We start from the raw sequence: 16,442 nt of genomic DNA on the forward strand, positions 1-16,442 counted from the left end.
TCCCTACCTATGCTTCGACTTGACGGTTAACTTTATCTTCAAGTGATTGCTCACCTTGCTCAAAGTGATAACGACCTGTTTTAAGGCTGCTAGGTCCTTTGCGAGCATACTTCAGCATCAGATAAACTTCAGCAATCAAAAAGACCGTATACAGAGCAATGATGAGGCCCAACGAGGTCCAGATCTGACCTGCGGTTAACGCAGACGCAGCAACATGCACAGGAAGTATTTCACCAACAGCCCACGGCTGACGACCATACTCGGCAACAAACCAACCGGCTTCAACTGCAATCCAAGGTAGAGGCAGGCTAAACAACGCTGCTTTTAATACCCAACGCTTCTGTTCGATTTTTTGACGACATGTTTGAACAAATGCCACCGCAAAAACAAACAGCATAACTACACCACACGCAACCATGATACGGAATGACCAGAATAGCGGCCATACCGTTGGGATAGAGTCATCGGCCGCTGCTTGAATTTGCTCTTCAGTTGCGTCAACTACATTCTCTGTATAACGCTTAAGTAGAAGGCCGTAACCAAGGTCAACCTTGATGACATCAAACGCTGCTAAGTTTTTCTCACTACGGTCACCCGCTCGGATTCTTTCCAGTAACTCGTAAGCCACCATACCGTTGCGGATTCGTACAATATGTTCTTCACGTAGGTCACGTAAGCCCTTTACTTCCGTATCAAGCGAACGCGTTGCAATAATACCCATCACGTATGGGATCTTAAGTGCGAAATCTGTTTCCATGGTTTCTTGATTTGGGATACCGAAAACAGTAAATGCTGCGGGGGCTTCCTCTGTGTGCCATTCAGATTCGATGGCAGCTAGCTTAACCTGTTGAACATCGCCCAACTCATAACCAGATTCATCACCAAGAATGATCACCGATAAGATTGAAGCCATACCAAATGAAGCAGCTATAGCAAACGAGCGACGAGCAAACGCAATATCACGCCCTTTCAGCAAGTAATAAGAGCTGATAGCAAGAACAAATATTGCTCCGGTTACGTAACCAGAAGCTACCGTATGAACGAACTTAACTTGGGCGACAGGGTTAAGTACAACTTCCGAGAAGCTGATCATTTCCATACGCATGGTTTCGTAGTTAAACTCTGCGCCAACAGGGTTTTGCATCCAGCCGTTTGCAACCAAGATCCACAATGCAGACATGCTAGAGCCAAGCGCCATCAACCAAGTAACCGTTAAGTGTTGTCGTTTTGATAGTCGTTCCCAACCAAATAGGAAAAGGCCGAAAAGCGTAGATTCAAGGAAGAAAGCGACAAGCGCTTCAATAGCGAGGGGGGCACCGAATATATCGCCTACGTAATGAGAATAGTAGGACCAGTTGGTACCAAATTGAAACTCCATAGTTAGTCCAGTGGCAACGCCTAACGCAAAGTTAATAGCGAATAATTTACCCCAGAACTTAGTCATGTCCTTATAGATCTGTTTATCGGTCATTACATATAGAGACTCCATGATGGCGAGTATAAACGCCAAACCTAAAGTCAATGGAACGAACAAGAAGTGATACATCGCAGTTAGTGCAAATTGCAATCGCGATAGATCGACTACGTCGATATCAAACATTGATAACTCCTTTGTGCCGGCTGAAGGCACTTTCTTCTGCACGCTAAAACCTTCAACGCACTAATAGGCCGCCTTCGGGGTGTTGCGTAAAGTTTATTTTATTGTTAAATCCATGTTACACCGTAACGATGTAGAGCCACATGATAGTACTCCTGAAAATTAAACTTATCAAAATAATTTGAGCGATTAACCCCATTAAATCGCGATTAAAAAGGTTAAATTTTGTAAATCATTAAGATATTGAGTAGAAGACTAAAAAATAGTTGAATGAAATGCGAACAATGGACGAGTAACCCCCCATGTTCGGAAGAGGAGAATGCTCTTTTGAGGCTAAATAAACGCGCTTTGAGATATCGAAGAAAATATGAGTGCTAAGAAAGGATGCTAAAAAAGCCAAGCAATGCTTGGCTATATGTTCATGACTTATCGATACCAAAATGAAGATAGGCTCGATCGGTTGCAATTCTCCCACGTGGGGTTCGCTGCAAATAACCCTGTTGAATGAGATAAGGTTCTAACACGTCTTCAATTGTGTCTTTCTCTTCACCAATGGCCGCTGCCATATTATCTAACCCAACGGGTCCACCACCAAATTTTTCCATGATAGCTAACAGTAACTTCCTATCCATGTAATCGAAGCCCTGTGCATCAACATCAAGCATATTCAGTGCTTTGTCTGCTACATCTTCACAGATGTGGCCATCACCTTTGACTTCAGCGAAATCACGTACTCGACGCAATAGACGGTTAGCGATACGGGGTGTACCACGCGCTCTACGAGCAACTTCTAACGCCCCTTCTGGCTCCATCGATAAATTTAAGCAGTTCGCGCTACGCTGAACAATATCTTTCAAATCTGCAACTTTATAATATTCAAGACGCTGGGTGATGCCAAAGCGATCTCGCAGTGGAGACGTTAATGAACCAGCACGCGTCGTAGCACCTATAAGAGTAAACGGAGGTAAGTCTATTTTTATAGAACGAGCCGCAGGCCCCTCGCCAATCATAATATCCAACTGGTAATCTTCCATTGCTGGATAAAGGACTTCTTCAACCATTGGGCTTAAGCGATGAATTTCATCGATAAATAGAATATCGTTCTCTTCAAGGTTAGTCAGTAACGCGGCCACGTCGCCTGCTTTTTCTAATACAGGGCCAGAGGTTGTGCGTATATTCACTTCCATTTCATTGGCAACGATATTTGCTAATGTGGTTTTACCAAGACCCGGAGGGCCAAAAATAAGTAAGTGGTCTAATGCTTCATTTCTTAACTGCGCCGCCTTAATAAAGATCTCCATTTGATCTTTAACGTGGTCTTGCCCTCTATAATCGGCGAGCTTTTTCGGACGTATTGCACGATCAATGACGTCTTCTTCTTTAAATACGGGGTTCTCAGGGGCAATTAAGCGATCGGCTTCAATCATAATAAGTATTAGATCCTATTAACCATTCAATTTTACTAAACACGTTAAACCATAGACTTGAGAGAGTCGCGAATGATCTGCTCACTGGTCATATCATCACGCGCAACCTGAGAAACAACCTTTGAAGCTTGAACAGGTTTATAGCCTAACGCAAGCAAAGCACTTACTGCTTCATCTTGAGCATTTTTAGGGTTATGAGCAGCAGATGAGTCCATTGGCGCGGCATCAGTAGCGGGTGTAAAGAGATCACCTTCGCCCCACCCTTTTAATCGGTCCTTCATTTCTACAACCAGTCTTTCTGCCGTTTTCTTACCAACACCCGGCAGTTTTACTAACGTTGAAATATCTTCTCGCTCAACACATGCTACAAATTGACTTGCTGACATGCCAGATAAAATACCTAAACCAAGTTTTGGTCCAACGCCGTTCGCTTTTATCACTTCTCTAAACAGAGCACGCTCTTTAACGGTATTGAATCCGTAAAGAAGTTGAGCATCTTCTCTCACGACAAAATGAGTATAGATAATCGCTTCTTCACCCAACTCCGGTAGTTCATAAAAACAACTCATCGGCATTTGTACTTCATAGCCAATACCGTTTACTTCAATTAATAATTCTGGGGGCTGCTTTTCAATCAATAAGCCGCGAAGACGTCCAATCACGTGAGATCTCTTTAGAAAACAATTTGCGACAGAATAATAAAGAACTGGATAGACATCCAGTTCTTTATTCAAATTGGAATCAAATGTTCGACACGACTTGGTCGAGCTGATGGGTTAAACGACGAACTGAATCAACTTGATTATTCAAAGCGTCACCATTTTGAGCAACAACTTCAGAAATCGATTTTGTACTTACAACACTACTCGCCACATCACTGCTCGCTTCATCAAGCTCTTTGAGCGATTCCATCTGTTTTGCCATTATATCGGTTAATCCATTTACGTCTGTAGAGATACGAGTGACTTGATCAATGATTGCGTTCATGCGCTCCGCGCTTGATGTAACGACATCCTGACCATGCTTCACCTCTTTCTCGCTACGATCTAATAGAGAACGAATCTCGATAGCCGAATTACTACTTTTTGCAGAGAGTTCACGCACTTGATCCGCAACGACTGCAAAGCCTCGCCCCTGCTCTCCTGCGCGTGCTGCTTCAATCGCTGCATTCAGTGCCAATAAATTGGTTTGTTCCGCCACAGATGTGATGAGATCTGCAACTTTTGTGATCTCTTCATGGCTACTGAGTATTTGCCCGATGGCCGATGTTGAAGCCGCTAGCAACTCAGAACTCATTGCTGCCTGCTGATGAACTTGTTGGCTTCTTAAATGAAGCTCATCAACAAATTTGCTCGACTCTTCCACTCCCAACGCCATTTGGTGAACCTGTTGGCTCATCTGCTCTGCAGCGCTCGCTTGCGATTCACAATTTATATTGAGTTGATTTACCTGACCATCTAACTGCTTTGACTGTAATTCAAGTTCTACCGATACATTTTGTAATTCAGACGAATTGGTACTTGCTTGCTCAAGAACATTCGCTAACCGATTTGATCCGGTCTGCGCTTGAGCCGCAACGCTTTCACTCTTTTGTTTGGCCGCCTCGGCAATTTCTATCGCCCCATCACGTTGTTTTGCGGTGAAAGATTGGGCAATACAGATAACAATCAACGGTAGAACTGTCCCTGACCAAACCTCAATTCGATGAGCAGACTCACTTAACTCTAATATAGGGAATGCGACACCAGAAAGGTGCAGATAAGTCATAACAGACGAAAGAGAGATAACAACGAGACTCCAAGTCAGAGCCATAATTCGAGTACCCGACAGGAAGAATGCAACAATGAGCAGGGGAACCCAAAAAGCTTGAGTTGAATTAACAACGCCACCACTTTGATAAATGATATTAAGTGCATGTAGCGCCATACCGGTGAACCCAATATTCAAAGCAATAAGTGGATTCTTTAACCAGCGTAGTGTGGCAGCCGATATTAGCTCCAAAGCGATCAATGCCATTGAAGTCATAATCAAGGCATCATGACCGTGCTTAGACCATTTAATAAAGCTGTATATACCAACAAGAAACGCAATAAAGGTGAATAGAGACAGTATGTCCGCCTGTCGTTTTTGTTTACGGTTCCACTGTGGGTTTACAGGCATGCAGGCTTTTCGCCAAAGTGTAGCAGGGTTCATCGGAGATCATCCTTGACTAGTGAATTACTAATTAGACCTCCGACCACTATATTTATTTAACATTTACACAACAAACTGGAAGTTTGAAACTGCTTAATATGTCTCACTTTTGAGCAACAATAAGAAACTGCTTTAACGATAGCGCCCTTTTTTCGCCCCAGTCGCCTTTCCGGCAAGTGCCGCTAGAGTTTTGTTGGTATTTGCATGGCAAATTGCTACACCGAGTGCATCGGCGGCATCAGCTTGCGGTTTCGCCGGTAGTTTCAACATGTGCTGCACCATGTGTTGAACTTGTGCTTTGTCTGCACCACCCGTCCCGACTACCGCTTGCTTAATTGATCGTGCGGAATACTCAAATACAGGTAAGTCGGCATTAACTGCTGCAACAATAGCACTACCCCGAGCTTGGCCAAGTTTGAGTGCTGAGTCTGGGTTTTTCGCCATAAACACCTGTTCTATCGCAAACACTTCAGGCTGAAACTGGGTGATGATTTCAGAAACACCTGCATAGATCTGTTTTAAGCGACCCGGCAACTCTTTTTCAGAAGTACGAATACACCCACTGCCTAAATATTGTAGATGACGCCCTTGCTGGGAAATGACACCGTAACCAGTGATTCGTGACCCTGGGTCAATGCCTAAAATAATTGTCATTATGTTCCTTTCTACTAAGCATTTCTGCCAACTAATACTACAAACAAAAAATGCCCACTCAATGGGGCATTTTTAATTTTGTTCACTCACTAAACGTCGGTCTTTATTCAGCGTCTTTCTTCGCTGCTGTTACCGTTACTGCAAGCTCTTCAAGTGAAGCTGGGTTCGCTACGCTTGGCGCGTTAGTCAGTAGACATGCTGCTGCTGTTGTTTTAGGGAATGCGATAACGTCACGGATATTCTCAGTGCCGCAAAGTAGCATAGCTAAACGGTCAAGACCGAATGCAAGACCCGCGTGTGGTGGTGTACCGTATCTAAGTGCGTCAAGCAGGAAGCCGAACTTCTCTTGTTGCTCTTGCTCTTCGATACCTAGAATACCAAATACTGCCGTTTGCATTTCAGCGTTGTGGATACGAACTGAACCACCACCTACTTCATAGCCGTTGATAACCATGTCGTATGCGTCTGAGTTAGCCGCAGCTGGGTTTGCTTTAAGCTCTTCAGCAGAAACACCTAGAGGAGATGTGAATGGGTGGTGCATCGCGTGCAGGTTACCTTCGCCATCTTCTTCAAACATTGGGAAATCAATAACCCAAAGTGGTGCCCAAGCTGATGTATCTGTAAGCTCTAAATCGTTACCAAGTTTAACGCGTAGTGCACCCATTGCTTCAGCAACAATGTTTGCTTTATCAGCACCGAATAGGATGATGTCGCCCGTTTCAGCTTCAGTACGCTCTAATAAGCCGTTAACGACTTCTTCGTTAAGGAACTTAGCAACTGGAGACTGAACGCCTTCAAAGCCAGCAGCGCGATCGTTTACTTTCATCCAAGCAAGACCTTTCGCGCCGTAAATGCCGACATACTTACCGTATTCGTCAATTTGCTTACGAGAAAGCTTAGCGCCACCTGGAACACGGATAACAGCAACACGACCTTTTTCATCGTTTGCAGGGCCAGAGAAGACTTTGAAATCGACGTCTTTCACTAAATCTGCTACGTCTACAAGCTCTAGAGGGTTACGTAGATCTGGCTTATCAGAACCAAAACGACGAATTGCTTCAGCAAAAGGCATTACTGGGAATTGACCCAGTTCAACGTCTAGAAGCTCTTTCCACATATCGTGAACAAGCTGCTCTGTTACATTACGCACTTCTTGCGCTGACATGAAAGAAGTTTCGATATCGATTTGAGTAAATTCAGGCTGACGGTCAGCACGTAAATCTTCATCACGGAAACATTTAACGATTTGGTAGTAACGATCAAAGCCAGACATCATTAGAAGCTGTTTGAAAAGCTGTGGTGACTGAGGAAGTGCGTAGAAGCTACCTTTATGAACACGGCTTGGCACTAGGTAATCACGAGCACCTTCAGGTGTTGCTTTAGTTAGTACTGGTGTTTCGATATCGAGAAACAGGTTCTCATCTAGGAAACGACGAACAAAGCTAGAAGCGCGAGCACGAAGCTTGATACGGTCACTCATTTCTGGGCGACGTAGATCGATATAACGATATTTAAGACGCTGCTCTTCAGAGTTCGTTTGATTGAAATCTAGTGGAAGTGCGTCAGAACGGTTGATGATCTCTAGGCCTTTAGCTAGAAGTTCAACTTCACCTGTTGCCATATCTTTATTTACTTGGCTTTCCGGACGAACACGTACTTCACCAGTAAATTTGATACAGAACTCATTACGCAGTTGGCTAGCGACTTCAAAGACATCTTTCATATCTGGGTCGACAACTACCTGAACAACGCCTTCGCGATCACGCATATCAATAAAGATAAGACCGCCTAAATCACGGCGACGATTTACCCAGCCGCACAATTCTACAGTTTGTCCCGCCAGGGACTTGTTCAGGTTACCACAGTAATGGGTACGCATAATGAATTTCCCAATCTCTTAATTATTTACTAATTTCCAAGCTGAAGGTGGACATTTCCGACCTACAAAGCAAAGGAATATTTATACGCGGAAACTCGCTTAAAATCGACCTTCCACACTCGAATTTATTGTGTTTTATCTAGCTTTGCTGCTTTTTAGTACACCAAGCGTGTAAATATTCAGCAAAACCAAAAAAATTGCGATAATTATATCTCGAAAGTACCTAATTCGGCAAAAGTCTCGTACAGTACTTTTTCATCCAATAATTTGAATGAACGTTTGGGGTTTCATGAACAATTTACCGTTACGTCTTGGTTTAACTATGTGGTCGCACTCAGAATGGCAATCTCAGTTTTATGGAAAAGGCACCAAGCCAGCTGAACGACTTGAAAAATACGCGTCTGTATTTCATTGCGTAGAGGGAAACACCACATTTTACGCGACGCCTTCGCTAAACACGGTACAAAATTGGCGCGCTTCAACCCATGAAGATTTCCGCTTCACATTTAAGCTGCCAAGATCGATTACCCACCAGCAGAAATTGCGTCATTGCCAAGCAGAGCTTAAAGACTTTCTCAACGTCATGACCCCACTGCACTCTCGTATTGGCCAATGGACAATCCAGTTACCTAATCAATTTGACCCGCAATCTTTAGACGTATTGAAAAAGTTTTGCACCTATTTCCCAAAAGAGATGAAACTTGGCGTCGAAGTTCGTCATTTAGGCTTTTTTAATAAGGGTGACGAAGAAAAACGATTTAATCATTGGCTCGTTGAAAACGACATCAACCGAACCATCATGGACAGTCGCCCTGTTTTCTCTGCACCTCCCACTACAGAAGCCGTGATAGACGCTCACCACAACAAACCCAAAGTTCCGGTTCACGCTATAGCAACAGCAAATAACCCAATGATTCGTTTTATTGGACACCCCGTTCAGGAAGCCAACTTGGGCTTTTTCGAACCTTGGCTGAACAAGTTACCGTTGTGGATAGACCAAGGAAAACAGCCCTACTTGATGATTCATACGCCAGACAACGTAGAAGCACCTCAACTTGCAGTACGTTTATACAAAGAGCTAGCCGCTAAAGTATCACTAACCCAATTAGCTGAATTCCCTTCTATGCGCGGAAACCAACAGATTTCCATGTTCTAGCCATCACTTAAAAGCACGGGTATTTACAAGTCAATTGACGCTCAATAAGAGCGCGGATGAATTCGTGACATAAGAGCAATAATTACGTAAAATACGCCCCCTTTTATTGGGTATGACAGATGCCATCCCTATTGCTTACAACCACGAGAGAAACCTATGGGCAACAAAGACACAATATTTTCAGCGCCAATTGAAAAGATGGGTGACTTTACTTTTGATGAACGTGTTGCGGAGGTTTTTCCTGACATGATTCAACGCTCGGTACCCGGTTACAGCAATATTATCTCAGCCATTGGGATGCTAGCAGAACGCTTTGCAAAGCCTCACTCTAAAGTCTACGACTTAGGTTGTTCATTGGGAGCTGCAACGTTATCTATGCGTCGTCATATCAATCAAGAAGGCTGCCAAATAATAGCGGTCGATAACTCAGCGGCGATGGTTGAGCGCTGTAAACTGCATATCAACGCTTATCGTTCAGATACACCAGTAGAAGTATTGGAAGCAGATATCCGAGAAATCGACATTAACGATGCATCCGTTGTAGTACTGAACTTTACCCTGCAATTTCTCTCGCCTGACGACAGATTGACCCTGCTTAAAAAAATCCACGCAGGGTTACGCCCCGGTGGAATATTAATTTTGTCAGAGAAATACGTCTTTGATGACAGCACAGCAAACGAGTTATTGATCGATCTTCACCACGATTTTAAACGTGCAAATGGCTATAGCGAATTAGAAATCAGCCAAAAACGTAGCGCAATTGAAAATGTCATGCGTCCTGATTCAATTCCAGACCACAAGCAGCGCTTTGATGACATTGGCTTTACAAGTAGCGAAGTATGGTTTCAATGCTTTAACTTCGGCTCAATGTTCGCCATAAAATAACTGTTCGTCATCAAGTAAGCTTAATTTTATATTGGCATGACATGGAACTTTATCTTCATCGTCGTGCCTTATTCTGTTCAATCAATATCGCCTTGGCTAAAGCATAAAGGCTTATTGATTACTTATAGAACACCAGATTTATTTACAGGAACACATGCATGTTCGATTTTGCAAACATTTATCAACTCATAGCTAAAGATGATCGTCTTCAGCCATGGCTCAATACGCTTCCACAGCAGCTAACGGATTGGCAAAATGCAGAACACGGCGATTTCGAACGCTGGTTGCGCGCACTCAAAAAAATCCAATCAGGCAAACCCGAGAATATTGAGCTAAAAGAGTCTGTTTCTTTATCAAACCACTCTGCACTGCCTCAGGGCGAAATCAAGAAGCTAGAAAACTTATTGATGACGTTTCACCCGTGGCGTAAAGGTCCCTACACAGTCCACGATATTCACATTGATACTGAATGGCGCAGTGATTGGAAATGGGATCGTGTTTTACCCCATATCTCACCACTGAAGAACCGTTCAGTGCTGGATGTCGGCTGCGGTAATGGTTATCACATGTGGCGAATGCTCGGCGAACAAGCTCGTCTATGTATTGGTATTGACCCTTCTCACCTTTTCTTGGTTCAATTTGAAGCGATTAGAAAGTTAATGGGGGATGACCAACGCACGCATCTACTTCCATTAGGCATTGAACAGCTCCCTAAACTGGAAGCGTTTGATACGGTATTTAGTATGGGCGTTCTCTACCATCGTCGTTCACCACTTGATCATCTAATTCAACTAAAAGACCAACTTGTCGCAGGTGGAGAACTCGTGTTGGAAACGCTTGTTATTGAGGGCGATGAGAATACTGTACTTGTACCTGTTGATCGTTACGCACAAATGCGAAATGTCTATTTCTTCCCGTCTGCACTTGCACTTAAAGTATGGCTAGAACAAGTTGGATTTGAAAACGTTCGAATCGTTGATGAAAATACTACAACCACTGGCGAGCAGCGTACTACCGAGTGGATGAAGCACAATTCGTTGCCTGATTATTTGGACCCAAATGACCCAAGTAGAACCCGCGAAGGACATCCTGCACCGCGCCGTGCAATTTTAATCGCAAATAAGCCATAATTGACAATACTCTAACTTGTATTTCAAGTGATGAGATATTCTTCCGCTGATATAGGAGAAATGCCAAAAGTGCTATCTCCTATATTCTAAACACCTAAATAATAACGATTAAATAGTTTTTTAAGGTTTTCAATGTTTAAAAGATTAGCCCCAGCCCTCGCCCTTGGCTTACTTTCAGGCTGTGTTCAAACCAATAGCGAACAATTTCACCAAGAAACCATTTCCGCGATTGAGGAATCGAACACACATCTCACCAATAGACTCAATAATATTGCGTTATCTGTTAGCAATCAGACTGACTATATCGACAGTCTTGAGTCAGAAATTATTTCCTTGCAGGAACAGCTTGAATACGCGGCAATTTCATTGTCATCGACTCCAGCAGAAACTGAAGAGGAAGAGACTCAACCGCTTGTCGTTCAACCTGTACCTGCAACACAAAGCATCGTATTGGGTGAAATTGAACATGTTGTCATTGACGCCATCAAGCAAACCTTTGATGCTCGTATTGATACTGGAGCCGCAACCTCATCACTAAATGCGATTGATATTCAGCAATTTGAACGAAACGGAAGCAATTGGGTGCGTTTTCACCTAGCTGATGGGGTAACAGAACTCAATGATGATAACTGGATTGAACTACCTATTGTCCGATTTGTAAAAATTCGCCAATCGACCAGTGATACGGTTGAAAGACGCGCTGTGGTAGAACTTTGGGTCAGAGTTGGCAAAATCCATGAAAAAGCTCAATTTACCTTGGCAGACAGGTCTCAAATGAGTCATCCTATCTTACTAGGACGCGAGTTCATTCGAGACATCGCGGTAGTTGATATTAGCCGCAAGTATATACATACGGAAATCACACAAAAATAATAGGTAGTTTATGACTTCAAAAATACCATTTTACCTATCAGTTGTTCTGCTGATAGTTGCAGGGATTGCACTCAGCGTATTGAGACATGATACTTACGGTGTGCCTTGGACCCCGGGGGAGAGCCGTCAAGTTTGGGATATCGAAGCCCGTGTTGAATTTACGGCTCAAAATAAACCGGTAAAAGCCTCCTTAGCGGCGCCGCTAACTCAATCTGGTTACACTCTAATTAACGAGTCTGCTTCGTCACCTGGTTATGGCGTTTCTTACATTAATACCGATTCTGGGCGTCGTGCTGAATGGTCTATTCGCCAAGCGAGTGGTTCTCAAACCATTTACTACAAAACTCAATTTTTGGTCGACCCACAAGCAGTTTTTAATGATGTAGAGCCGAGCGGAGAAATCACTAAACCAACATTTGATGGCCCGATGGAAGCCGCTGCAAACGCACTGATTGAGCGAGCAAACAAACGTTCTGCTGATGACGTGACCTTCACAAGAGAGTTAATCAAAACTCTCAACGACAGTGAAAGCCAAAACTCAGCCTTAGTTCTCAATCGACTTTCTAAAGTTGAAGCGGTTGATAAGTTACTCGCCTACGCACAAATCCCAAGTAAAGTTGTTGGCGTTATTGAGCTAGAAGATGGTCGTCGACGTCAAAGCATTCAGCATATGAACCAAGTGTGGAATGGTAATAAATGGGAACTCTTTAACCCAACGTCTGGCACGCCTGAAACTCAAGCTAATCTTCTGATTTGGGATGAATCAAACGTATCGCTACTCGATATTGTGGGCGGCCAAAATAGCCAAGTACACTTTTCGATGATTGCGCAAGACGTTTCAGCCAAGCAAGCAACTAACGATAAAGTGCAAGCTGATGGGCTGCTAAATATATCTATTCATAGCTTACCGCTGGAAGAGCAAGCGATGTTTAAAACCATCATGCTGATTCCAATTGGTGCACTACTGGTTGTTTTCCTACGTGTTATTGTCGGTCTGAAGACATCTGGTACGTTTATGCCAGTACTGATTGCCGTTGCGTTTGTACAGACTCAGCTTGTCACTGGTATTGTAGGCTTCTTACTGATTGTGGGTACTGGCTTGGTAATTCGAAGCTATCTGTCGAAGCTCAACCTACTACTCGTCTCTCGGATATCTGCGGTAATCATCACCGTTATTATGATTATTTCAGCCTTTACCGTGATCGCATTTAATATCGGCCTGACCGAAGGTCTGTCTATTACGTTCTTCCCAATGATCATTCTTTCATGGACTATCGAACGTATGTCGATTCTTTGGGAAGAAGAAGGTCCTAAAGAAGTCCTACTACAAGGTGGTGGCTCTCTATTAACAGCCGTTCTAGTCTACTTAGCAATGACTAACAGCTACATTCAGCACTTAACCTTTAACTTTATCGGTCTACAGCTGATTGTATTAGCCGCTATTCTATTACTTGGTACATACACAGGTTACCGATTGACAGAGCTTCGTCGCTTTAAACCACTAGCGGAGGACTAAATATGTTTTCACAATTTACGTCTCCGGGTAAGTTGCGACACAAAGGCATCATGGGAATGAATCAGCGTAACCATAGCTATATTGCTCGTTACAATGATCGCTCTAAATACCCTTTGGTGGACGACAAACTTAAAACCAAAATCATTGCAGAGCAAGCAGGGTGTACTACCCCAGCTTTGATCGGTGTTATTGGGCATCAAGCCGAAGTGAAAACCATCCACAAAATGGTTCTAAACTGGCCTGGGTTTGTTATCAAGCCAGCACAGGGCAGTGGCGGTAAAGGCATCTTAGTTATCGTTTCTCATAAGGATGGTGTTTACACCAAACCTTCTGGAGATACGGTAGGAAAAGAAGATGTAGAGCGTCACATAAGTAACGCGCTTGCAGGGCTCTTTTCTCTCGGTGGTAAAAATGATGTTGCCGTAGTAGAGAACCTCATTAAGTTTGATGAATGCTTTGATGGTTATAGCTTTGAAGGTGTGCCTGATGTACGTATCATCGTATTCAAAGGCTACCCTGTAATGGCGATGATGCGCTGCTCTACAGCTGCCTCTGATGGCAAAGCGAACCTCCACCAAGGCGCTGTAGGTATTGGTATTGATATTGCGACCGGACGAGCTGTTCGCGCTGTGCAGTTCGATAAACCAATTACTCTACACCCAGATACTGATCAAGAGCTGAGTCAGCTTCAGGTCCCTCACTGGGAGAAGCTTCTAACACTCGCTTCTAGCGCTTGGGAGATGACAGGTCTTGGATACATGGGCACTGACATGGTCTTAGACCAAGAAGAAGGCCCAATGGTTCTAGAGCTAAACGCAAGACCTGGTTTGGCTATTCAGATCGCCAACGGTGCGGGTTTGCTACCAAGGCTGCAACATATTGAAAGCTTGGGGACACCCGCTGAATACCCAAAACCAGCAGAGCGTGTTGCCTACGCTGCTAAGCAGTTTGGTATTTTCGCTAAAGAGATAAAAAAGTAGAATTGCTTCTAAGCAAAAAAGCCCGCACTAAGCGGGCTTTTTTATTGCGTTTAAACTGTATTTTATTGATAGCATGTCACTTGTATAAGCCATCAATGTAAATCATTAGACGATTCACTCTTTCAAACGAAGTACCCAACAAGTTAACGGTACAAATAGAAACTCGAGCCCAATGTAAAATAGTAAGATAGGCTTAGGTTGACCATCAACCAACACACTAATCAAACGACCGATAACAAGACCACCAGCGAATATTATTACCGTAACCAGTGCTGGGTTTCGATACGCTTCATGGAACGCGGCATATAACCAGAATGCACCTAAGCCAATATAAAGGCACATGATGGCCCTCAAAATATGTGCAATGTTTATATCCAATGTATTGATGCCAAGAAAAGTGGAAGCAAACCAGTTAGGGGATATTCCATACGCCAGAGCAATCGGCATTACTGCGAAAAACGAGAATATTAAGTACTTCTTTTTTATATCTTTCATCTATATCTCCCTACTTCTTAAAATAGATAAACCATAACCTTCAGGTTGGAACAGCTAAGAGTAAACACGCCTAATGATGCACTACGGCTTTTTCTACTTAAGCTTCGTTCTACTTAAGCTTTCGTCAGCTTTTCCGACAAATGTGTTCATAACGAATTGTTGAAACTTAGTGCCGTACGGGGGAGCAAATAAATGAATGGGGAACCACGAATTGACTCGTAATACTGAGCGTGAGTGACTTAACTCTCGAAACCCTTCCTCTCCATGGTAATTACCAAAGCCAGAGTTCCCTATTCCACCAAAAGGAACAGAGTGGTTAAGTGCATGCCAACCCCAGTCATTAATCGTCACTCCACCACTATGGGTATCTGTTAACAGCTTCTCTACTTGATGTTTATCATTACCAAAAATATAACAAGCTAATGGTCTTGCCCTATCTACAACATAGCGTTGAACTTCTTCTATCGAGCTATAACCGTGCACAGGTAGCAGCGGACCAAAAATCTCTTCTTTACAGATCCTCATGTCATCGCTTAGGTTTGTCGCTATGTAGAAAGGCTCTCTCCTACCTTTCCCCTGAGATGAACATTCGACAATCTTCGCTCCTTTATCACGAGCATCTTGAAGAAGCTGTTTGAATCGGCGGCGTTGGGAATCATCAATAAGACTTGTGTAGTCTTCATTTTTCACAGCGTTGGAATACATCCTGCGGCTGGCTGACTTAAGAGCCTCGACAAACTGAGCAACACTCTCTTGTGGCACGAGCGCATAGTCAGGTGCAATGCAGATCTGCCCCGCGTTGAACCCTTTACCGTGTGCAATACGAGTTGCAGCTTTTTCAATATCATAATCTTCCAATACAATTGCAGGTGATTTCCCACCTAGCTCAAGTGTCACCGGTGTTAGATTTTTGGCCGCATTAGCCATGATGGCTTTGCCACTGGTTGGTGAGCCAGTAAAGACAAGATGATCAAAAGGTAAATTCGATATTTCCATCGCTTCGGGGTGATCACCTGAAATGACACACACCTGATTTTCAGTAAAAACTTCCGATAACATGCGCTTTAACTCTGACGTTGTCGATGGACAGTTTGGTGGCATTTTGATCATGCATCGATTACCAGCAGCGATAGCGGTAATCATCGGGCCTAACGACAAATAAAGTGGGAAATTCCACGGGCAAATAATGCCTACAACACCTTTTGGCTGGTAGCGAACTTCGAGCTTATTTGTTTTGAATAGCCACTCAGTTGCTCGTCGCTGAGGCTTCATCCACTTACGAAGCTTACTGAGCACATGGGTGATATCTAAAGTCGGTGCAAGAATATCGGCCAGCATAGACTCGGTATGAGCCCTACCGGAAAAATCTTCATTCATCGCATCACATAAGACATCTTGGTAACGACGAAGTTGATGTTTCAACCGTTTCAATTGAACTTGTCGTGTAGAAAAACTCGGATAAGGTTCAGCCATTGAAGCGACTTTTAATGCTTCAAATCTTGTTTCTAAATCGGAATATTGTTTCTCTTCTTGCTGTTTCATTAGGTCTATAGATTGGGAAGCGCCCATATCGTGTTCTCCATTATTTAACTCTCTGTATTTCACCATTGGCAAAGAGTCTGAAGAAGGTTGAAAATAGACACATTCCGGTGATATT

14 protein-coding genes are annotated in these 16,442 nt (G+C 43.5%); 6 read left to right on the forward strand and 8 right to left on the reverse strand.

Translation table 11 applies throughout. The annotated features are described in order from the left end of the window. Positions 1–7 precede the first annotated feature (7 nt). The 6 genes from L4C54_RS03255 to aspS all read right to left on the reverse strand — a co-directional run bounded on the left by L4C54_RS03255 (position 8) and on the right by aspS (position 7,750). Complete coding sequence (locus L4C54_RS03255; RefSeq protein WP_428801512.1) at positions 8–1,600, reverse strand: cytochrome ubiquinol oxidase subunit I; 1,593 nt, start codon at positions 1,598–1,600, stop codon at positions 8–10. 416 nt (positions 1,601–2,016) lie between these two features. Continuing rightward, the gene (gene ruvB, locus L4C54_RS03260; RefSeq protein ID WP_428801511.1) at positions 2,017–3,024 is read right to left on the reverse strand and encodes a Holliday junction branch migration DNA helicase RuvB; all 1,008 of its coding nucleotides are present in this window, start codon (positions 3,022–3,024) and stop codon (positions 2,017–2,019) included. A 44-nt stretch (positions 3,025–3,068) separates the two neighbouring features. Beyond that, positions 3,069–3,686: a Holliday junction branch migration protein RuvA gene (gene ruvA, locus L4C54_RS03265; protein ID WP_428801510.1), complete on the reverse strand. Its 618-nt coding sequence runs from the start codon at positions 3,684–3,686 to the stop codon at positions 3,069–3,071. Positions 3,687–3,765: 79 nt separating this feature from the next. After that, positions 3,766–5,217 carry a methyl-accepting chemotaxis protein gene (locus tag L4C54_RS03270; protein WP_428801509.1) on the reverse strand — a complete coding sequence of 484 codons (1,452 nt, stop codon included), beginning with the start codon at positions 5,215–5,217 and terminating at the stop codon, positions 3,766–3,768. 132 nt (positions 5,218–5,349) lie between these two features. Next, positions 5,350–5,871: a crossover junction endodeoxyribonuclease RuvC gene (gene ruvC / locus L4C54_RS03275; protein ID WP_428801508.1), complete on the reverse strand. Its 522-nt coding sequence runs from the start codon at positions 5,869–5,871 to the stop codon at positions 5,350–5,352. A 103-nt stretch (positions 5,872–5,974) separates the two neighbouring features. Then, a complete protein-coding gene (gene aspS, locus L4C54_RS03280) occupies positions 5,975–7,750 on the reverse strand; it encodes an aspartate--tRNA ligase (protein ID WP_428807070.1) in 1,776 nt (591 codons plus the stop codon). Between the two features lie 289 nt (positions 7,751–8,039). Here aspS and L4C54_RS03285 point away from each other — a divergent pair, with 289 nt between their 5' ends. The 6 genes from L4C54_RS03285 to L4C54_RS03310 all read left to right on the forward strand — a co-directional run bounded on the left by L4C54_RS03285 (position 8,040) and on the right by L4C54_RS03310 (position 14,290). Next, entirely contained in the window at positions 8,040–8,906 is an 867-nt protein-coding gene (locus L4C54_RS03285; RefSeq protein WP_428807071.1) for a DUF72 domain-containing protein, read from the forward strand. A gap of 156 nt (positions 8,907–9,062) precedes the next feature. After that, a complete protein-coding gene (cmoA, locus tag L4C54_RS03290; protein WP_428807072.1) occupies positions 9,063–9,791 on the forward strand; it encodes a carboxy-S-adenosyl-L-methionine synthase CmoA in 729 nt (242 codons plus the stop codon). 158 nt (positions 9,792–9,949) lie between these two features. Next, positions 9,950–10,921, forward strand: a complete 972-nt coding sequence (cmoB, locus tag L4C54_RS03295) for a tRNA 5-methoxyuridine(34)/uridine 5-oxyacetic acid(34) synthase CmoB (protein ID WP_428801504.1) — start codon at positions 9,950–9,952, stop codon at positions 10,919–10,921. 132 nt (positions 10,922–11,053) lie between these two features. Continuing rightward, positions 11,054–11,794 (forward strand): ATP-dependent zinc protease family protein, encoded by a 741-nt coding sequence (locus L4C54_RS03300; protein WP_428807073.1) that lies wholly within the window; start codon positions 11,054–11,056, stop codon positions 11,792–11,794. 10 nt (positions 11,795–11,804) lie between these two features. Beyond that, a complete protein-coding gene (locus tag L4C54_RS03305; RefSeq protein ID WP_428801502.1) occupies positions 11,805–13,310 on the forward strand; it encodes an inactive transglutaminase family protein in 1,506 nt (501 codons plus the stop codon). Between the two features lie 2 nt (positions 13,311–13,312). Continuing rightward, entirely contained in the window at positions 13,313–14,290 is a 978-nt protein-coding gene (locus tag L4C54_RS03310) for an alpha-L-glutamate ligase-like protein (protein WP_428807074.1), read from the forward strand. Between the two features lie 114 nt (positions 14,291–14,404). Here L4C54_RS03310 and L4C54_RS03315 read toward each other — a convergent pair whose 3' ends face one another. Further along, complete coding sequence (locus tag L4C54_RS03315) at positions 14,405–14,785, reverse strand: DUF4345 domain-containing protein (RefSeq protein WP_428807075.1); 381 nt, start codon at positions 14,783–14,785, stop codon at positions 14,405–14,407. A 93-nt stretch (positions 14,786–14,878) separates the two neighbouring features. Next, on the reverse strand, positions 14,879–16,354 hold the full coding sequence (locus L4C54_RS03320) for a coniferyl aldehyde dehydrogenase (RefSeq protein ID WP_428807076.1): 1,476 nt from the start codon (positions 16,352–16,354) through the stop codon (positions 14,879–14,881). Positions 16,355–16,442: the final 88 nt, after the last annotated feature.

The organism is Vibrio lamellibrachiae, from assembly GCF_050337265.1.
Classification (GTDB): Bacteria; Pseudomonadota; Gammaproteobacteria; order Enterobacterales; family Vibrionaceae; genus Vibrio; species Vibrio kyushuensis.